We start from the raw sequence: 17,864 nt of genomic DNA, 5'->3' as shown, positions 1-17,864 counted from the left end.
CCTGGGGGGCGCGGCTTTTCGCCATCTGCGCAGGCCGCCCCCTGATGGACACAGGAACGAGGCACCAGATGACCGACCCCGTGACGCTGGACGGCGAGGGCCAGATCGGCGAGTTCGACGAGAAGCGGGCCGAGAACGCCGTACGGGAGCTGCTGATCGCGGTCGGCGAGGACCCTGACCGTGAGGGACTCCGCGAGACGCCGGCGCGGGTGGCGCGGGCGTACAAGGAGATATTCGCGGGGCTGTGGCAGAAGCCCGAGGATGTGCTGACGACGACGTTCGACCTCGGGCACGACGAGATGGTGCTGGTGAAGGACATCGAAGTCCTGAGCTCGTGTGAACACCATCTCGTGCCGTTTGTCGGAGTTGCCCACGTTGGCTACATTCCGTCCGTCGAGGGCAAGATCACCGGCCTTTCCAAGCTGGCGCGGCTCGTGGACGTGTACGCACGGCGTCCGCAGGTGCAGGAGCGACTGACCACACAGATCGCCGACTCCCTGATGGAGATCCTGGAGCCGCGTGGCGTGATCGTCGTCATCGAGTGTGAACACATGTGCATGTCGATGCGCGGGGTCCGGAAGCCGGGTGCGAAGACGATCACCTCGGCGGTCCGCGGCCAGCTTCGTGATTCGGCGACCCGCAATGAGGCCATGAGCCTGATCATGGCGCGCTGACCCGACGCCCCGGGCTCCCGGGGCGGGTCACGTCGTCGGCGCCGCCCCCGTGCCGTCGTGTTCGTCGTCCTCCGGGAGCTTGCAGACGCGCTCCAGGAAGATGGCGGCCGCAATGACGCCGATGCCCGCGAGGACCGAGAAGCCGGCAGAGATGGCCTGGTCGCGGCGGGCGGGGTTGTCGAGGGACTCCAGGAGGAAGACGCCGGTGCCGCCGTACATGCCGGCGACGAGGGCGGCGACCAGGGCGCTGGCCTGGCCGAAGACGACCGCGCGGGCCGCCATCATGGGGTCGACGCCCTTGGCGTCGGGCTGCCGCTCGCGCTGGGCCTTCAGCCGGGCGCGGATCGAGAGCGCGGTGGCCAGCAGGACCACGGCGATCAGAGCCAGGGCGATGGGGGCGGCCAGGGGGATGCTCGGCAGGGTCCCGATCGAGTTCCACAGGCGGGCGCCCGCCCAGGACAGCACCCCTGCCACGACGAAGACGCCGGCCAGCACCCTGATGCGCAGCTCTTTCACAGTGTCCCTTCGGTTCCCCCGGCTCCGGCCTGGTTGTGCGGCCGTCTCGACCTTAACGGCTACTCGGGCAGCCGGAGTTCCAAGTCCGGGCGGGGCGCCACACCCTCGCGGGTGACGGCGTCCAGCAGGCCGGCGACCGGTCCGCGCCCGGGCAGCTGCGCCTCGGGGTCCAGGTCGTGCCAGGGGGCCAGGACGAAGGCGCGCTCGTGGGCGCGGGGGTGGGGGAGCGTGAGCTGCGGGTCGTCGGAGACGACGTCGGCGTAGGAGACGATGTCGACGTCCAGGGTGCGGGGGCCCCAGCGCTCGTCCCGGACGCGGTGGAAGGCCTCCTCCACCGCGTGCGCGCGCTCCAGGAGCGAGGACGGCGGGAGGGTGGTCTTCAGGACCACGACCGCGTTGAAGTAGGCGGGCTGGCTGCCGGGCTCCACGCCCCAGGGTTCGGTCTCGTAGACCGGGGAGACGGCCTTGATGCGGAGGCCGGGGGTGTCCTCCAGGGCGTCGATGGCTCCCTGGAGCGTCTCCAGGCGGTTGCCGAGGTTGGAGCCGAGGGCGACCACGGCCCGTTTGGGATTGCTGAGCGTGGTGTCGGCGGCGTCGACCTTCTCGACGACGGAGGCGGGTACCGGCTGTACGGTCGGGTCGCTGGGACCCTTGAGGAAGGGCGCAGTCATACTCGGCTCCGGGTGATGGTGACGGTCACGTCGTCGAAGGGGACCGTGATCGGGGCGTCCGGCTTGTGGACGCACACCTCGACCTCCCGGACCCCCTCGTGCTTCAGACAGACCTGGGCGATGCGCTCGGCGAGCGTCTCGATGAGGTTGACGGGCTCGCCCTGGACGACGGCCACGACCTCCTCGGCCACGATGCCGTAGTGCACGGTCTTCGCCAGGTCGTCGTCGGCCGCGGCCGGTCGGGTGTCCAGGCCGAGGACGAGGTCCACGATGAAGGTCTGGCCCTCCTCGCGTTCCCTCGGGAACACACCGTGGTGCCCGCGGGCCTTCAGGCCGCGCAGCGCGACACGATCCACGCGAATCACTCCTGCAATCGTCGGTCACGGCCGGTCCGTGCCGTGTGCGGGCGGCAGCCGGCCTCGGTCGAATCTACCTGCGAGCCCGGACGGGGCCGGGCCACGGGGGCGTGGGCCCGGGCCGGGACCGGCAGGATTCACCCGGCGTTTCCCCTGGAGAACCCGGCGGCTCACGGGTTGGTAGCCGCCCATACCCGCGGGTCCGTGATTCCAACCACTTCCTGGCGCGTACCCACTCAGGCGGGGGTGTCGTCCTGCTCGTCCTCGTCGGTTTCGGCCAGAACGGGGGAAGCGTGGTGCGACCAGAGTTTCCACCCCGAGGGCGTGCGCCGGAACACGTTGGTGGCGACCACGAGCTGGCCGACGAGCGGGCCGAGCTCCTCGTCGCCCTCGGGGGCGGGACCGCCGCTGAGGATGTTCTCCGTGCAGGTCACCAGGGCGGTGTCGCCGGTCACCGAGACGTGCACGTCGGTGAGGAAGAACTGGATGTAGTCGGTGTTCGCCATGATCAACGCGTACGACCGGAGGACCTCGCCGCGGCCGGTGAGCACCGGCCAGCCGGGGTGCACGCAGGAGACCACGCCGGTGTCGGCCGGGTCGTGGTACGTCTCGTCGACGCCAAGGTCGGAGGGGGTCAGCCAGAGCGACGCCAGTTCCTCGAAGTCGCCCTGTTCCAGCGCCTCGTAGAAGGCGGTGTTGGCGGCCTCGACCTGTTCGACGTCGGTGTGCGGGGCGCTCACCGGGTTCCTTCTGCGCCGGTGCGTGCCTGAGCGATGGCGTGGGCGACGCGTACGGCGTCCGCGGTGGCGCGTACCTCGTGCACGCGCACCGCCCACGCGCCGGCGTGCGCCGCGAGCGCGGAGACGGCCGCGGTGGCGGCGTCGCGTTCGCGTGCGGGCGGGGGCGGGCCGTCCGGGCCGGCGAGGACCCGGCCGAGGAACCGCTTGCGGGAGGCGGCGACGAGCAGCGGGTGGCCGAGGGCGAGGACCCGGTCGAGGCCCGCGATGAGCGCGAGGTCGTGCTCGGCGTCCTTGGAGAAGCCGAGGCCGGGGTCGACGACGATCCGGTCGGGGGTGATACCGCCCGCCAGCACGGCCTCCACGCGCGCGTGCAGCTCGTCGACGACCTCGGTGACGACGTCGGCGTACACGCCGCGGACGTTGCCGCCCTGGAGGAAGCCGCGCCAGTGCATGACGACGAAGGGGGCACCGGCGTCGGCGACGGCCGGGATCATGCGGGGGTCGGCGAGGCCGCCGCTGACGTCGTTGACGAGGGCGGCGCCCGCCGCGAGGGCTCGTTCGGCGACGGAGGCGCGCATGGTGTCGACCGAGACGGTGACGCCTTCGGAGGCCAGGCCGCGCACGACGGGGACGACACGGCGGAGTTCCTCGGCCTCGTCCACCCGGGTCGCGCCGGGGCGGGTCGACTCGCCGCCGACGTCGACCAGGTCCGCGCCCTCGGTGACCAGGTCGAGGCCGTGTTTGACGGCGGCCGTGGTGTCGAAGAAGCGGCCGCCGTCGGAGAAGGAGTCGGGGGTGACGTTCACGACTCCCATGACCGCGCAGCGGTCCCATTCCGGTAGGCCCGCCACGCGCCCGCGTCCGCTCAGGTTGCTCATATGTTCAGCGTAGGCCCCGGCGGGGGCCGTCAGGCGCTGCGGCTGGTCCCGACCGGTCACGCCGCTCGGACGTTCCGTTCCGTCGTCGTGCCGTGGGCGCACGGGCGGCGGTCCGTCGGGCGGCGGCGGCGCAGGAGGCGCGGCAGGGGGAGGGCGAGGTTGACGAAGCCCTCGGCCTGCATGGCGGCGAAGCCGATGCGGGGCAGGTCGCCGGAGGCCCGGTAGACGACGAAGCGGGGCTCCCAGCGCGGCTGGAACTTGGCGTTGAACTTGTAGAGCGACTCGATCTGGAACCAGCGGGAGAGGAAGACCAGCAGTCCGCGCCAGGCGCGCAGCACCGGGCCGGCGCCGATCTTCTCGCCGCGGGCCAGCGCCGCGCGGAACATGGCGAAGTTGAGGGAGACGCGCGCGATGCCGAGCTTCGGGGCGGCCTGGAGGGCGGCCACGATGAGGAGTTCGTTCATGCCGGGGTCGGCGGAGCGGTCGCGGCGCATGAGGTCCAGGGAAGCGCCGTCGGTGCCCCAGGGCACGAAGTGCAGGATCGCCTTCAGGTCGCCGTAGGGGCCGGGGTGGTCGTCCTGCTTGTGGGCGGTGGCGATGAGGCAGTCGCCGTCGGCGGGGTCGCCGACGCGGCCGAGGGCCATGGAGAAGCCGCGCTCGGTGTCGGTGCCGCGCCAGTCGTCGGCGGCGCGCCGGATGCGCTCCAGCTCCGCCTCGCCGAGGTCACAGACACGTCGCACCCGGGTCTCGTAACCGGCGCGCTCGATGCGTTTGACCATCTGGCGCACGTTGCGCATCGCGCGGCCGGCGAGTGAGAAATCCTTGACGTCCACCACCGCCTCGTCGCCCAGTTCGAGGGCGTCGAGCCCCGTCTCGCGGGTCCACACCTCGCCGCCGGTCTCGGAGCAGCCCATGACGGCGGGCGTCCAGGAGTGGGCCTTGGCCTCGTCCATGAACCGTTCGATGGCGCCCGGCCAGGCCTCGACGTCGCCGATCGGGTCGCCGCTGGCGAGCATGACGCCGGAGACCACGCGGTAGGTCACGGCCGCCTTGCCGCTGGGGGAGAAGACGACGGCCTTGTCGCGGCGCAGCGCGAAGTGGCCGAGGGAGTCGCGGCCGCCGTGCCGCTCCAGCAGGGCCCGCAGCCGGGCCTCGTCCTCCTCGGTGAGCTGCGCGGCCGGGTGTTCGGGGCGGAAGGCCAGGTAGATGGTGGTGACGGCGGTGAGCAGGCCGAGGGCGCCGAGCGAGAAGGCGACCGTCCAGGAGGTGTTGCCCTGGTAGTCGACCGGGCCCTCGAAGCCGAACAGTCCGTAGATGACGTGGGTGATGCGGTCGGCCAGGCTCGGGTCGCCGACCATACGCTCGCCGTGGACGCTGACGACGAGCAGGCCCAGCAGCAGCGAACCGGCGCTCATCAGCACGAAGTTGGCGAGCGCCCGCCAGCGGCTGCGCGGGTCGGGCAGGGCCGAGAACTGGTCGCGGTGGCGCAGCAGGGGCGCCAGCAGGGCCAGTGAGATGAGCACGCCCACGATCGAGTGCCGGTACGTGAACTGCGCGACGGCACCGGCCGGCAGCAGGGCCACGGCGGCCCGCCAGGCCCGGCGCTTGCCGCGCTTGAGACCGTGGGCGAGCAGCAGCAACAGCACTCCGGTGCTGAGGGACAGGGCGGCCGCGAACGGGCCGAGCGCGCCGGGCAGTACCTCGGCGATGGCGTGCATACGGCTGTGCCGGAAGCGCGGGAAGACGCCCGCGGCGATGTCCAGGACGCCCACCAGGGCGCAGGCTCTGCCGACCAGGACCGGGACGGCCTCGGGGCGTGGACCGCGCAGCCGGTGGCGCACACGGCTCATACGGCCCGTACCGGCCGTGGCGGTTCCCTGACGCGGAACCTCGCCCGACATTTCCTCATCTGTCCTGACAGACATCGCATCCCGTAGTTCTGCGAGAGACCTTGGATCCGGTGCCGATTCGGGCATCCGGCGACATTGCGCCCTCTAGGACGGTGTCTCAGGGGGAGAGGTTCACTCCCTTCGTCAAAGCCGTTTCAAAGGCCATGGAAAGTCCGGGACAAGCGCTCGCGAAGGTGTGAGTGCGGTGAGAGGCCCCGGACGGAAAGCGCGGACAGGTAACCACCGATGGGTCTGGGTCTCACGAGCAACAAGGTGCTGGCGCTGGCGGCACTGTCCGCGGTGCTGCTGTTCGCCGGCACGGTCTGGCTGTGGCCGCGGCTGGCCCGACGCAGTTGGCGGGCAGTGGGCGGGCGGATCGGCCTGCTGCTCGCCACGCAGATGGCGCTGTTCGCCGCGGTGGGCCTCGCCGCCAACCAGGCCTTCGGTTTCTACGCCAGCTGGGCGGACCTGTTCGGGCAGGAGAAGGAGCAGGGCGTGGTCGTCGACCACACGCCGGGCGGCGGCCCGCTGGAGGTGGTCGGCTCGCGCCGGGTGCCGGGGGCGGGCGGGGTGAGTCCCCGGGCGGGCGGCCGGATCCAGCAGATCGACGTCGTAGGCCGTACGACGCGCATCGCCACGCCCGCGTACGTCTATCTGCCGCCGGAGTACTTCCAGTCGCGGTACCGCACCCGTACGTTCCCCACGGCGGTCGTGCTGACCGGTTACCCGGGCACGGCCTCGGCGCTGGTGGAGAAGCTCCACTATCCGCGTACGGCGCTGGAGCTGGCCCGGGAGGGCCGGATGCCGCCGATGATCCTGGTGATGCTGCGGCCCACGGTGGCGCCGCCCCGGGACACCGAGTGCGTGGACGTCCCGGGTGGTCCGCAGACCGAGTCGTTCTTCGCCAGGGATCTGCCCGAGGCGTTGCGCACGCACTATCGGGTGGCCGATAAGCCGGGCGGTCTGGGCATCATCGGCAACTCGACGGGCGGCTACTGCGCCTTGAAGATCGCCATGCACCATCCCGATGTGTATGCCGCCGGGGCGGGCTTGTCCGCGTACTACAAGGCGCCGATCGACGCCACGACGGGCGATCTCTTCCAGGGCGACAAGGGGCTCCGGAATCGCGCCGACCTGTGGTGGTACCTCAAGCACAGGCCGGCTCCCGACACTTCCCTGCTCGTCACCAGCAGCAGGTCCGGCGAGTCCAACTACCGGGACACCATGCGGTTCATAGAGCGGGTGGCGGCCACCGGGCGGACGCGGATCTCGTCGATCGTCCTGGAAAGCGGCGGGCACAACTTCAACACCTGGCGGCGCGAGATTCCGGCGACACTGGAGTGGATCGGCGGGCGGCTGAACGGGCGTCGGGAATGATCTTGGGAAATTCGATCCGGAGGCCCGACGGGGCGATTCCGCTTCTTCCCGAGTTCCGATGCCGTGTGAACGCTTCGGTGTGGCTTTGTTTTTGCGGGGTGGCTCACCATGATTCGCCTACGCGCGGTAAGTTTCTGGCCATGCCACGTGGACGTCACCGCCATTCCCCGCCCTTGCACAGGCTGCTGCCCCCGTCGGCGATCGCAGGCGTCTCCCTCGTCTGCGCCCTGGGGCCCTGGGTGTTCACGGAGCCGACGGTGCTCCGCGGTCTGGCCGCGGCCGCCGCGGCGACGGCGGTCGTCGGCGCGGTCGTGCTCCGCCGCTGGGACACCCAGGCGGGCAAACGCGTCGCGGACCTCACACGCGCGCGGGCGAGCGACGAGTGGCGCTTCGAGGAGCGGGTCGCCGAACTGGAGGGCGACCTCGAGGAGTCCCGCGAGCTGCGCGCGAAGCTGGAGCAGCGGCTGCGGGCCAAGCGGACCGAACTGGCCGGACTGCGCAACGAGCACGCCGCCCTGCTGCGCCGGTACGCCACCGCCGAGACCGAGCGCGCGAGCGTCCTGGAGGAACGCCGGGTGCTCGAGATAGAGGCGACGGTTCCGGAACGGGCCGCGCTGCCCGCGGGGGCGGCGGAGACGGCGGCGGCTCCGGCGGACGCCGACGAGGCGGCTGCCGCCGAGGAGCAGACGGCGATTCCCGCGGTGTTCTCGCCGGAGGGCTCCCGGCTGTTCCAGCGTGCCGCGGCGGCGCTCGCCCGGCTCGACGCCGACGCGGCCCCCGCCCCGGACCCGGACGGGGGCGGCGACGGCGACGGCGTACCGAAGGGCGACGACGCGGAGCCCGCGCGGGACGACCGGAAGGACGACCAGAAGGAGCAGGCGCGGGAGGACGAGGCGCAGGGGCAGTCCGAGGCGGTCGCCGGGCACGAGCGCGCGACCGCCGGCACCGCCACCGCTGACGAGGCCGAGCGACTCCCGCAGCCCGCCTCCCCGGGGCACTACACGGTGCCGACCGCTGTGGCCGTGGCGCCGCAGACGCCGGTGCGGCGCAACGTGTCGGAAGGCGGGTTCGACTTCTTCGGTACGAAGCAGGGCACGTCGCGGGCCGCCCTGGAGGCCGTGCAGAACGAGGACCTGGCCGATGTCGTCGGCCAGGAGGCCCTCGCGCTGCACAAGGCCGAGACCGAGGCCCGGTTCAAGCCGGCGGACGAGGAGTCGCGCGGCATCGGCCAGGTCATCGACCTGACGGCGCACGACGAGACGGAGCAGATCGACGTACAGGGACTGCGGAGCGCGGTTTCCTGACGCCCACGTCGCTGAACCTGACGCCCCACACCCGCTGAAAAGGCCCCCCGGCCGTGACCGGGGGGCCTTCGCTTTCCGGTGGTCACGCCATCCAGCGGTCCGGCCGCGCGTCCCTGCGCCCGGTCCGTGACCGCTCCGCCTGTGCCTCGAGCAGTTCGCGCGCTTCGGCCGCGTCCCGCAGCCGTGCCCTCACCGTCTTGTTCGCACCCGTGTCCACACACACGTCGGCCACGCCCCGGGCCCGCTCCCACGGCCCCTGCGTCATCCGTACGCTCTGCACCTTCGCGTGCGGCACGAGCGCGAGGCTCCGCCGCAGCAGCCCCGACCGCGCCGCGAACACCGCGTCCGTGACGGCGAGTCCGTACCCACGCCACCACACCGGCACACACCACCGGGCGCGGCGCGGCGACGGCGACAGGGCCGCCGGCTCCGGCACGGTCACCCCGGGCAGTACGCGCGCGACGACGACCTCCGCGATCTCGCGCGGGGCGACCGGCACCAGCACGGAGTTGGAGGAGCCGGCCACGTCCAGCTCCACGCGCACCCAGCCGCGCCGCCGCCACAGCAGCGGCTCCACGATCCGCACGGTCTGCACGCGCCCCGGCGGCACCGTCTCGTGGGCCCGGTCCAGCAGGCCGTGGTCGAGGCGCAGCCCGTCGGGCGACTCGGCCACCGTCCAGTCGTACTCGCCGACGAACCGCCCCACGCTGCTCGCGCCCGCTGCGCCCAGCAGGGGCAGGGCGACGGCCAGGACCGTCCACACGCTCTCCGTCGCCAGCCACAGCACGGGCGGCACGACGAGCGCCGCGGCCAGCGACCCCCAGGTCGCCCCGCTCAGCACCAGCGACATGGCGAGCACGCCGGGCGGCACCCGCAGCATCTGCCGGGACGGCGCCTCCCCGACCTCGTGCGCGGTCTCGGGCGCGAAACCGGCCGCGCGGGCGAGCAGTTCGGCCCGCAGCGACCGCGCCTCGTCCGCGCCCAGGAAGGCCAGCTCGTCCTTCTTGTCGGTGCCTATGACGTCGAGTTTGAGCTTGGCGACGCCCGCGACCCGCGCGAGCAGCGGCTGGGTGATGTCGACGGCCTGAAGCCGCTCCAGCCGGATGTGCGCGGTGCGCCGGAACACCAGTCCGGTACGGATGCGCAGTTCGGTCTCGGTCACGGCGAAGTGCGTGAACCACCAGGAGCAGAAGCCGTACAGGGCCGCGGCCGGGAGGATCACGGCGAGGCCGATCAGCAGCGTGGTCGTGTCCAGCCGGGTCAGATGGCGCTGCGCCCCGTCGGGGTCGTGCACCGCCCAGCCGATCACCACGGCGACCGGCGCCCAGGCCCGCCTGAGCGGTGTGACGGGGTGCAGCCGCCGCTCGGCGATCCCGTCGCCGGCTTCGGCGGTCGGGGCGGTTTCGGAGGTCTCGGCAGTCCCGGTGTGCCTGGTGGTCGGGGTGGTTTCGGGGGTCTGGGCAGTCCCGGTGTGCTGGGTGGTCGGGGTGGTTTCGGGGGTCTGGGCAGTCCCGGTGTGCTGGGTGGTCGGGGTGGTTTCGGGGGTCTGGGCAGTCCCGGTGTGCCTGGTGGTCGGGGTGGTTTCGGGGGTCTGGGCAGTCCCGGTGTGCCTGGTGGTCGGGGTGGTTTCGGGGGTCTGGGCAGTCCCGGTGTGCTGGGTGGTCGGGGTGGTTTCGGGGGTCTGGGCAGTTCCGGTGTGCCTGGTGGTCGGGGTGGTTTCGGGGGTCTGGGCAGTTCCGGTGTGCCTGGTGGTCGGGGTGGTTTCGGGGGTCTGGGCAGTCCCGGTGTGCTGGGTGGTCCGGGCGGCCTCGGAGGCCTTGGCAGCCCCGGCGTCCCCACTGGTCAAGGCAGCCTCGCTGGCCTCGACCGTCCCGTGGTCCCCGGCAGTCCGGGCGGTCACGGGGGCCTCGGCAGCCCCCGCATCCCCGTCGCCCCCAGCGCCCTCGGGCGCCGTCACAGCCCGGCCGATCGGGCCTCGCCCAGCTCGGTGAGCCGGTCGCGCAGCCGCTCGGCCTCGGCCGGGTCCAGGCCGGGAATGGTCGCGTCGGTCGCCGCGGCGGCCGTGTGCAGCTGCACGCTGGCCAGTCCGAAGTGCCGCTCGACGGGCCCGGAGGTGACCTCCACCAGCTGCATCCGCCCGTACGGCACGACCGTCTCCTCGCGCCACAGCACACCGCGGCTGATCAGCAGGTCGTCGGCGCGCTCGGCGTACCGCCAGGAGCGCCAGTTGCGGCCGATCATCACCCACCCCCACACCATCAGCGCCAGCGGCGGCAGCGCGAAGGCGGCCCAGGCGGGACCGACCAGCAGCCCCGGCACCAGCCCGGCGGCCAGGCTGATCAGCCCCAGCCACACCACCAGCAGCAACCGCCGCATCTTCAGCAGCCCGGGCGGCAGCGCGATCCATACCGGCCCGTCCCCGGCGGCCCCAGCGGCGCCCCGCGTCTTCGCCGCGCCCTGTGTCCCCGCCGGCCCCGTGTCCTGCGGACTCCCCGTCTCCATGAGGCCAGCGTACGTAGGAGAGACTGTGTCCATGACTCCTACGACGGAGACCATGGTCGGAATCGGCGGCGCCGCGGAGAGCACCGACATGGTGCTCAACATCGGGCCGCAGCACCCGTCCACACACGGCGTGCTGCGGCTGAAGCTCGTGCTGGACGGCGAGCGCATCACGCACGCGGAGCCGGTGATCGGCTATATGCACCGCGGCGCGGAGAAGCTGTTCGAGGCGCGCGACTACCGCCAGATCATCATGCTCGCCAACCGCCACGACTGGCTGTCGGCTTTCTCCAACGAGCTGGGTGTGGTCCTCGCCGTGGAGCGGATGCTCGGCATGGAGGTCCCCGAACGCGCGGTGTGGCTGCGCACGCTGCTCGCCGAGCTGAACCGGGTGCTCAACCACCTGATGTTCCTCGGCTCGTACCCGCTGGAACTCGGCGGGATCACGCCCATCTTCTACGCCTTCCGGGAGCGCGAGGAGCTCCAGCACGTCATGGAGGAGGTCTCCGGCGGGCGGATGCACTACATGTTCAACCGCGTGGGCGGCCTCAAGGAGGACCTGCCGGCCGGGTGGACCACGCGCGCGCGTGCCGCCGTAGCCGACGTGCGTTCCCGGATGGACCGGTTCGACGACCTGGTGCTCGGCAACGAGATCTTCCGGGGCCGCACCCGGGACGTCGGCACGCTCGCCCCGGAGGCGGTGCACGCCTACGGCGTCAGCGGGCCGATCGGGCGCGCCTCGGGCGTCGACTTCGACCTGCGCCGGGACGAGCCGTACCTCGCCTACGGCGAGCTGGGGCACGTCCTGAAGGTGGTGACCCGGCAGGAGGGCGACTGCCTCGCCCGCTTCGAGTGCCTCCTGGAGCAGACGCACAACGCGCTGGACCTGGCCGACGCCTGCCTCGACCGGCTCGCCGAGCTGCCGCCCGGGCCGGTCAACCAGCGGCTCCCCAAGGTCCTGAAGGCACCCGAGGGCCACACCTACGCCTGGACCGAGAACCCGCTCGGCATCAACGGCTACTACCTGGTCAGCAAGGGCGAGAAGACGCCGTACCGGCTGAAGCTGCGCTCGGCCTCGTACAACAACATCCAGGTGCTGACGGAGCTGCTGCCGGGGACGCTGGTCGCGGACATGGTGGCGATCCTGGGGTCGATGTTCTTCGTCGTGGGCGACATCGACAAGTAGTGCCCTGGAGCGGGGTCCCCGGTGCGTCCTAGAACGGGTCCCCGATCCCGACCGGCTGCACCAGCCACCCGAAGTCGCCCAGCCCGCCCGCCGCGGTGAGCTCGGCGGCCTCTCCGGCGCTCGCGAGGGCGCGTACGTAGGCGGCGGGGTCGGTGGAGGCAAGCGTGAGCGGGGGGCGTGCGCCGGTCACGCCCAGGGCGCGCAGCGCCTCGCGCTGCGGGAGCAGGCGCCCGCCGGGCAGCGCGCACGCGTCGAGCGCGACATGCGCCGTGATGTCGCACGAGCCGTCCGGCACGGCCGCCGTCTCGCGGCCCTCCCGGAAGCCGGTCAGCGTCCCGAACGGCGGCCGGGTGTCGGCCGTGTGCGCGTAGTCCACGGCGACGGCGAGTCCCCGGTCGAGCGTCGCGACCGCCGAGGCCCAGGCCTCGTCCCGGGGCAGGCCGATCTCGGCCCGCAGCCCCGCCTCGCCGGACAGCGGCCACCACCGCGCCAGCCACCGCGCCCGCTCCCCGTCGACCGGCTCCCCGAGCCGCTCGGTCCCGTCCTCCCGGACCAGCACCCGCCGCGCCACGCCCGCGGCGTCCACCTCCGCGACCTCCACCGGTACGTTGTCCAGCCACTCGTTGGCGAACAGCAGCCCGGTGACGCCCTGCGGCGGCTCGGCCAGCCACTCGATCCGGTGATCGAGCCCCTCGGGCCGCCCGGCGACCTCGACGGCGTACGCGCGCGTGCGGGCCGCCACGTCGGCCGGGAGCGCGGCGAGCACCCCGCCGGCCAGCTCGCCGCGCCCGGCCGCCATGTCGACGAAGTCCAGCGTCGCGGGCCGCCCCAGCGCCTCGTCGACCCGGCACAGCAGCCCCGCCACGGCCCCGGCGAACAGCGGCGACGCGTGCACGGACGTACGGAAGTGCCCGGCCGGCCCCTCGGCCCGGCGATAGAAGCCGCCCGGCCCGTACAGGGCCTCCCCAGCCGCCGCACGCCACCCACGCCACTCCGGTCCCTGGTGTCCCTCGCCCCTCGTCACTGCTGTCACGGGGCCAGGCTAAGCGGACACAACGAACGCAACTCCACCTTGCGGAGTACACGCGCCCGGTGCGGATCGGTCCTCCGGTTGACCCCTGCACCTATCCCCCTTCCCTACGCTGGGTTACGTGCAGCGCCTCTATGACTTCCTCCGCAGGCACCCGATGTGGGTCGACGGCTCCTGGGCCGTGGTCCTCCTCGGGATTTCCGTGGTCGGCGGAGCGTCGGGCGGATTCGGCCCCCCGGCCGTCGCCGTTCCGCTCGCGCTGCTGCTGTGCCTGGTGGTCGCGCTGCGCCGCCGCATGCCGGAGAAGATGCTGCTCCTCGCGACCGCGGTCGGTGTGGCCCAGCTGATCACCGACGTCGAGATGGGTCCCCACGACTTCGCCATGCTGGTGATCGTCTACACGGTCGCCGCGGAGGGCGCGCGCTGGGCCTCCCGCTTCGCCCTGGCCGCCGGCCTGTGCGCGGCTCCCGTGGCCCACCTGCGCTGGCCGAGCGACCAGATGAGCGTCGTGGCCGGCATCGCCGCGACGGTCTTCATGACCGTGCCCTTCGCCCTCGCCTGGGTGCTCGGCGACTCCATCCGCACCCGCCGCGCCTACTTCGCGCAGCTGGAGGAGCGGGCCGCCCGCCTGGAGCGGGAGCGGGAGGCACAGTCCAAGGTCGCCGTCGCCGCCGAACGCGCCCGGATCGCCCGCGAGCTGCACGACGTCGTCGCGCACAACGTCTCGGTGATGGTGGTGCAGGCCGACGGCGCCGCCTACGTCCTCGACGCCGCGCCCGACCAGGCGAAGAAGGCCCTGGAGACCATCTCCTCCACCGGCCGCCAGGCCCTCGCCGAGATGCGCCGCCTGCTCGGCGTGCTGCGCACCGGGGAGCACGAGGAGGCCGGCGAGTACGTGCCGCAGCCCGACGTCGAGCAGATCGAGGACCTCGTCGAACAGTGCCGCGGGCACGGACTGCCCGTCGACTTCAAGGTGGAGGGCACCCCCCGCCCGCTGCCCAGCGGCGTCGAGCTCACCGCCTACCGCATCGTGCAGGAGGCGCTCACCAACACCCGCAAGCACGGCGGGCCCAACGCGGGAGCGAGCGTGCGCCTGGTGTACTTCGACGACGGCCTCGGCCTGCTCGTCGAGGACGACGGCAAGGGCGCCCCGCACGAGCTGTACGAGGAGGGCGGGTTCGACGGCCAGGGCCACGGCCTGATCGGCATGCGGGAACGGGTCGGCATGGTCGGCGGCACCCTGGACGCCGGCCCGCGCCCGGGCGGAGGATTCCGCATCAGTGCCCTGCTGCCGCTCAAACCCGCCAACTGACCTCGGCGCACGCCCCTCGCTGACACCTGTAGAAGAGACATGGAAGAGGCCCCGATGACGATCCGCGTGATGCTCGTCGACGACCAGGTGCTGCTGCGCACCGGTTTCCGGATGGTGCTGGCCGCCCAGCCGGACATGGAGGTCGTGGCGGAGGCGGGCGACGGGGTCGAGGCCCTCCAGGAACTGCGCTCGACCGAGGTCGACGTGGTGCTGATGGACGTCCGCATGCCGAAGCTCGACGGGGTGGAGGCGACCCGCCGGATCTGCGCGGACACCGACCCGCCGAAGGTGCTCATCCTGACCACCTTCGACCTCGACGAGTACGCCTTCTCCGGGCTGAAGGCGGGCGCCTCCGGCTTCATGCTCAAGGACGTGCCGCCCGGGGAGCTCCTCGCCGCGATCCGCGCCGTGCACAGCGGTGACGCGGTCGTCGCGCCCTCCACCACCCGGCGGCTCCTGGACCGCTTCGCGCCGATGCTGCCGGGCACCAAGCAGCCCCAGCACAAGGAGCTGGAGCGGCTCACCGAGCGCGAGCGGGAGGTCATGGTGCTGGTCGCGCAGGGCCTGTCCAACGGCGAGATCGCGGCCCGGCTGGTGCTGTCGGAGGCGACCGTGAAGACGCACGTGGGCCGCATCCTGACCAAGCTGGGGCTCCGGGACCGGGTGCAGGTGGTGGTGCTGGCCTACGAGACGGGACTGGTGCGGGCCGGCGGGCACGGCTGAGCCGTCCGCCAGGGGGCTGCTATCTGAGGATGCCCTCCAGGAACTCGCTGCCGAGCCGGGCCACCGCCGTCACGTCCAGCTGGTGCAGGACGTAGCGCCCGCGGCGCCGCGTGGTGACCAGGCCCGCCTTCTTCAGCACGGCCAGATGCCGGGATATCTCCGGGGCCGTCATGCCGTGCACCTGCGCCAGCTCGCCGGTGGTGTACGCGCTGCGGGCCAGATAGCGGCACATGCGCATGCGCACGGGGTGGGACAGCGCGGTCATGCGCAGGGCCAGCTGCTCCAGCGTGGGCGGGGCGGCGAGCTCGGGGGAGCCGACCGGGTAGTGCAGCACCGGCTGCCAGCCGTACCGGTACAGGACCATCAGGTGCGGCCAGCCCAGGCTCGTCGGGACGAGCAGCAGGCCGTGGTCGCCCGTGGCCGTGCGTCCGTCGCCCAGCTTGTCGACCTTGATGTCTGCGGCCGCCTCGTCGAGCGTCACCGCGGGGGACACCGCGGCGAGCGCCTCGGCCAGGCCCCGGTGCCTGAGGAGGTCCGTCTTGTGGCGGGCGTCCGCCGCGAGCTGGTGACGCAGCCGGGACCAGGCCTCCGCGAAGAACGCCTCGTCGCAGTCCTGGAGGAACTGCCGCAGCCAGGCCCGGATCCTGGGCGGGTCGGCCAGCAGCCGCTCGCCGAACCGAAGCTGCTGCGGCCCGCGCGCGGCGGCCAGGTCCAGCGATCGGCGGCGCACCTCGGGGTCGGACAGCGCGGTGGGCCCGCACGAGCCGTATCCGACGGCACAGGTGAATTCCAGTGCCGCGTCGACGAACTGTTCGTCCGTCAGCTTGTCCAGCAGGTCCAGTTCCTCGGCGAGGGTGGTGCACGGCAGTGTGCCCTGGCCGGGGAGGCCGGCGTACGGCAGGAACAGGTCCGAGAACGTCGTGCGCCACAGGAAGTCGGCCTCGCACATCCGGTCGGCCAGGTGCGGGTCGAGCCGGGCGGTCACGCCCGTCACCCAGCCCTGGAGGCCCGGGTGGTGTCCCGGCTCGGACAGCGCGTGCAGTGCCATGCCCAACTCGGCCAGGGGTGAGGGCACGACGGCGACCTGGTCCGGCCGCAGCCCCGTGATGTCGATGTGCACGCTCATGCCCTCATGGTGCACCCCGCCACTGACAGCGCCCCCGTCGATTGACGGGCCTCGTCAATCGACGCGACGCCGCCTCCGGCACGGGCGCACTGTGGGACCACCGGGGCAGCCGCGGACACCCCCCAGGACCTCCATCACCCCGTCCCGCAGAGGCGATCCACCATGAGCATCACGCAGCAGCACGTCCTCGACACCTACCGCGCCCGCCGGCTCGGCGAGCCCGCCCCTCCCGCACCCGGCGCGCACGACTGGCAGGTCGTACGGGAGTGGCGCGACGAACGGCAGTTCCGGGCGGTCCTGGCGGGCCGCCCGGCCCGCCACCGGTTCCGGGACGCCCTGAACCGGTGGCGGCGGCGCCCTACCTGACCACCTCCGGCAGCCGGGCCACGAACTCCGCCACCGCGGTCTTCACGTCCTCGGCGGTCCACTCCAGCCCGGCGGCCCGCACGTGCACCTCCGTGACGGCCAGACCTGGACCGCCCCGGTCCCAGGCGGAGCCGAACAGGACGGTGCCGGTCTCCTCGGCCGTCCGCACCGCCGCCTCCGCCAGGACGCCGGCGTCGTACGGCAGCCACACCTGGAAGTCGTGGGTGTGCGGCACCTCCGGGTGCACGCGCGCCCACGGCACCCCGGCCGCCGCGAAGCCCTCGCGCAGGGCGGCGGCGACCACGCGCGCGTGGGCGACGTACTCCGGCAGCCGGGGCAGCTCCCGCTCCAGTCCGGCCAGCGCCGACAGGACTGTCGGGAACTGCTGGAAGACCTCGCCGCCGTACCGGTGCCGCCAGGCCTTCGCCTCCTCCACCAGCTCCCTGGGCCCGGCGAGCGCGGCGCCGCCGAATGCCTCCAGGGACTTGTAGAACGACACGTAGACGCTGTCGGCCAGATCCGCGATCTCCTCCAGGGACCGGCCGAAGTGGACCGTGGACTCCCACAGGCGCGCCCCGTCGAAGTGCACGACCGCGTCCCGCTCCCGCGCGGCCGCCACCACCTCGGTGAGCTCCTCCCAGGAGGGCAGCACGAAACCGGCGTCCCTCAGGGGCAGTTCCAGCATCAGCGCCCCGAAGGGCTCCTCGAAGTCGCGTACCTCGGCGGCGGTGGGCAGCCGCGGCTCGCTCGTCACGCGCACCGTCCGCAGGCGTCCGACCTCGCTGAACGCGTTCCGCTCGTGCACCTCGGGATGGCTGAGCGCGTGCAGGGCGACGGTCGGGTCGCCCGTGCGGCCCGCCCAGCAGCGCAGCGCCACCTGCTGGGCCATCGTCCCCGTCGGGAAGAACGCGGCGGCCTCGGTGCCGAGCAGTCCGGCGACCTTCGTCTCCAGCGCCTCGACGACGCCGTCGCCGTAGAGGTCGGACAGCTCGTCCAGGTCGTACAGGCCCTCCGCCCGGTCCAGCTCCGCCAGCCGCTCCCGGAGCGTCTTGTGGAAGCCGAAGCGCGCGAACACCCGCCGTGCGTCCCGGTGGGCGGCCAGCCGCCGCTCCCGGAGCCGTGACCTCCGGTCCTCGTCCGGCAGTTGCCCGGTCGCCTGATCGTCCTGCTCGTCCTGCTTGTCCTGTTCTGCCTGTTCCGCCGTGTCAATCATGGCC

At 72.7% G+C, this 17,864-nt stretch carries 18 protein-coding genes; 7 read left to right on the top strand and 11 right to left on the bottom strand.

The window, feature by feature from the left end:
* The first annotated feature begins 68 nt into the window (after positions 1-68).
* On the top strand, positions 69-674 hold the full coding sequence (gene folE / locus ABFX81_RS07365) for a GTP cyclohydrolase I FolE (protein ID WP_086851393.1): 606 nt from the start codon (positions 69-71) through the stop codon (positions 672-674).
* Positions 675-701: 27 nt separating this feature from the next.
* Here folE and ABFX81_RS07360 read toward each other — a convergent pair whose 3' ends face one another.
* The 6 genes from ABFX81_RS07360 to ABFX81_RS07335 all read right to left on the bottom strand — a co-directional run bounded on the left by ABFX81_RS07360 (position 702) and on the right by ABFX81_RS07335 (position 5,736).
* A complete protein-coding gene (locus ABFX81_RS07360) occupies positions 702-1,190 on the bottom strand; it encodes a DUF3180 family protein (protein WP_086851395.1) in 489 nt (162 codons plus the stop codon).
* Between the two features lie 59 nt (positions 1,191-1,249).
* A complete protein-coding gene (folK, locus tag ABFX81_RS07355; protein WP_086851397.1) occupies positions 1,250-1,861 on the bottom strand; it encodes a 2-amino-4-hydroxy-6-hydroxymethyldihydropteridine diphosphokinase in 612 nt (203 codons plus the stop codon).
* The gene (gene folB / locus ABFX81_RS07350) at positions 1,858-2,217 is read right to left on the bottom strand and encodes a dihydroneopterin aldolase (RefSeq protein WP_086851401.1); all 360 of its coding nucleotides are present in this window, start codon (positions 2,215-2,217) and stop codon (positions 1,858-1,860) included. The genes folK and folB overlap by 4 nt, the downstream gene beginning before the upstream one ends.
* A gap of 236 nt (positions 2,218-2,453) precedes the next feature.
* Positions 2,454-2,957: a nuclear transport factor 2 family protein gene (locus tag ABFX81_RS07345; protein ID WP_086851403.1), complete on the bottom strand. Its 504-nt coding sequence runs from the start codon at positions 2,955-2,957 to the stop codon at positions 2,454-2,456.
* A complete protein-coding gene (folP, locus tag ABFX81_RS07340; protein WP_086851405.1) occupies positions 2,954-3,835 on the bottom strand; it encodes a dihydropteroate synthase in 882 nt (293 codons plus the stop codon). The genes ABFX81_RS07345 and folP overlap by 4 nt, the downstream gene beginning before the upstream one ends.
* 56 nt (positions 3,836-3,891) lie before the next feature.
* Complete coding sequence (locus ABFX81_RS07335) at positions 3,892-5,736, bottom strand: phosphatidylglycerol lysyltransferase domain-containing protein (protein ID WP_428837147.1); 1,845 nt, start codon at positions 5,734-5,736, stop codon at positions 3,892-3,894.
* Between the two features lie 240 nt (positions 5,737-5,976).
* Here ABFX81_RS07335 and ABFX81_RS07330 point away from each other — a divergent pair, with 240 nt between their 5' ends.
* Together ABFX81_RS07330 and ABFX81_RS07325 are read left to right on the top strand one after the other, a co-directional pair.
* The gene (locus ABFX81_RS07330; protein WP_346137985.1) at positions 5,977-7,101 is read left to right on the top strand and encodes an alpha/beta hydrolase; all 1,125 of its coding nucleotides are present in this window, start codon (positions 5,977-5,979) and stop codon (positions 7,099-7,101) included.
* A gap of 140 nt (positions 7,102-7,241) precedes the next feature.
* Positions 7,242-8,405, top strand: a complete 1,164-nt coding sequence (locus tag ABFX81_RS07325) for a hypothetical protein (RefSeq protein WP_086854548.1) — start codon at positions 7,242-7,244, stop codon at positions 8,403-8,405.
* An 82-nt stretch (positions 8,406-8,487) separates the two neighbouring features.
* Here the strand turns inward: ABFX81_RS07325 and ABFX81_RS07320 are convergent, their stop codons facing one another.
* Positions 8,488-9,777: a PH domain-containing protein gene (locus tag ABFX81_RS07320; protein ID WP_086854549.1), complete on the bottom strand. Its 1,290-nt coding sequence runs from the start codon at positions 9,775-9,777 to the stop codon at positions 8,488-8,490.
* Positions 9,778-10,358: 581 nt separating this feature from the next.
* Positions 10,359-10,907 carry a PH domain-containing protein gene (locus tag ABFX81_RS07315; protein WP_086855701.1) on the bottom strand — a complete coding sequence of 183 codons (549 nt, stop codon included), beginning with the start codon at positions 10,905-10,907 and terminating at the stop codon, positions 10,359-10,361.
* A gap of 31 nt (positions 10,908-10,938) precedes the next feature.
* Here ABFX81_RS07315 and ABFX81_RS07310 point away from each other — a divergent pair, with 31 nt between their 5' ends.
* Positions 10,939-12,090 carry an NADH-quinone oxidoreductase subunit D gene (locus tag ABFX81_RS07310; RefSeq protein ID WP_346137796.1) on the top strand — a complete coding sequence of 384 codons (1,152 nt, stop codon included), beginning with the start codon at positions 10,939-10,941 and terminating at the stop codon, positions 12,088-12,090.
* A 28-nt stretch (positions 12,091-12,118) separates the two neighbouring features.
* On the opposite strand, the gene ABFX81_RS07305 is transcribed toward ABFX81_RS07310, so the two are convergent.
* The gene (locus ABFX81_RS07305; protein ID WP_086854132.1) at positions 12,119-13,123 is read right to left on the bottom strand and encodes an SAM-dependent methyltransferase; all 1,005 of its coding nucleotides are present in this window, start codon (positions 13,121-13,123) and stop codon (positions 12,119-12,121) included.
* A 118-nt stretch (positions 13,124-13,241) separates the two neighbouring features.
* On the opposite strand from ABFX81_RS07305, the gene ABFX81_RS07300 reads away from it, so the two are divergent.
* A complete protein-coding gene (locus ABFX81_RS07300) occupies positions 13,242-14,432 on the top strand; it encodes a DUF7134 domain-containing protein (protein ID WP_086854131.1) in 1,191 nt (396 codons plus the stop codon).
* 54 nt (positions 14,433-14,486) lie between these two features.
* Positions 14,487-15,155, top strand: coding sequence for a response regulator (locus ABFX81_RS07295; RefSeq protein WP_086604594.1), 669 nt, complete (start codon positions 14,487-14,489; stop codon positions 15,153-15,155).
* 19 nt (positions 15,156-15,174) lie between these two features.
* On the opposite strand, the gene ABFX81_RS07290 is transcribed toward ABFX81_RS07295, so the two are convergent.
* Complete coding sequence (locus ABFX81_RS07290) at positions 15,175-16,281, bottom strand: DUF5937 family protein (protein ID WP_086854130.1); 1,107 nt, start codon at positions 16,279-16,281, stop codon at positions 15,175-15,177.
* A gap of 162 nt (positions 16,282-16,443) precedes the next feature.
* Between ABFX81_RS07290 and ABFX81_RS07285 the strand changes: the two genes are divergently transcribed.
* Positions 16,444-16,647: a hypothetical protein gene (locus tag ABFX81_RS07285; RefSeq protein ID WP_086854129.1), complete on the top strand. Its 204-nt coding sequence runs from the start codon at positions 16,444-16,446 to the stop codon at positions 16,645-16,647.
* On the opposite strand, the gene ABFX81_RS07280 is transcribed toward ABFX81_RS07285, so the two are convergent.
* Positions 16,640-17,860, bottom strand: coding sequence for a beta-eliminating lyase-related protein (locus ABFX81_RS07280; RefSeq protein WP_086854134.1), 1,221 nt, complete (start codon positions 17,858-17,860; stop codon positions 16,640-16,642). The two genes, ABFX81_RS07285 and ABFX81_RS07280, sit on opposite strands and share 8 nt — an antisense overlap.
* Positions 17,861-17,864 lie beyond the last annotated feature (4 nt).

Origin of the sequence: Streptomyces coeruleofuscus, from assembly GCF_039532725.1 — a bacterium.
Taxonomy (GTDB): Bacteria; Actinomycetota; Actinomycetes; order Streptomycetales; family Streptomycetaceae; genus Streptomyces; species Streptomyces coeruleofuscus.
Note: the sequence above shows the minus strand (reverse complement) of the source record. Positions and strands in the feature narration are given on the sequence as shown.

Coding starts and splice junctions, on each gene's coding strand:
- folE (WP_086851393.1), top strand. CDS start 69: ATGACCGACCCCGTGACGCTGGACGGCGAGGGCCAGATCGGCGAGTTC.
- folK (WP_086851397.1), bottom strand. CDS start 1,861: ATGACTGCGCCCTTCCTCAAGGGTCCCAGCGACCCGACCGTACAGCCG.
- folP (WP_086851405.1), bottom strand. CDS start 3,835: ATGAGCAACCTGAGCGGACGCGGGCGCGTGGCGGGCCTACCGGAATGG.
- ABFX81_RS07335 (WP_428837147.1), bottom strand. CDS start 5,736: ATGTCGGGCGAGGTTCCGCGTCAGGGAACCGCCACGGCCGGTACGGGC.
- ABFX81_RS07325 (WP_086854548.1), top strand. CDS start 7,242: ATGCCACGTGGACGTCACCGCCATTCCCCGCCCTTGCACAGGCTGCTG.
- ABFX81_RS07315 (WP_086855701.1), bottom strand. CDS start 10,907: ATGGAGACGGGGAGTCCGCAGGACACGGGGCCGGCGGGGACACAGGGC.
- ABFX81_RS07310 (WP_346137796.1), top strand. CDS start 10,939: ATGACTCCTACGACGGAGACCATGGTCGGAATCGGCGGCGCCGCGGAG.
- ABFX81_RS07295 (WP_086604594.1), top strand. CDS start 14,487: ATGACGATCCGCGTGATGCTCGTCGACGACCAGGTGCTGCTGCGCACC.
- ABFX81_RS07290 (WP_086854130.1), bottom strand. CDS start 16,281: ATGAGCGTGCACATCGACATCACGGGGCTGCGGCCGGACCAGGTCGCC.
- ABFX81_RS07285 (WP_086854129.1), top strand. CDS start 16,444: ATGAGCATCACGCAGCAGCACGTCCTCGACACCTACCGCGCCCGCCGG.
- ABFX81_RS07280 (WP_086854134.1), bottom strand. CDS start 17,860: ATGATTGACACGGCGGAACAGGCAGAACAGGACAAGCAGGACGAGCAG.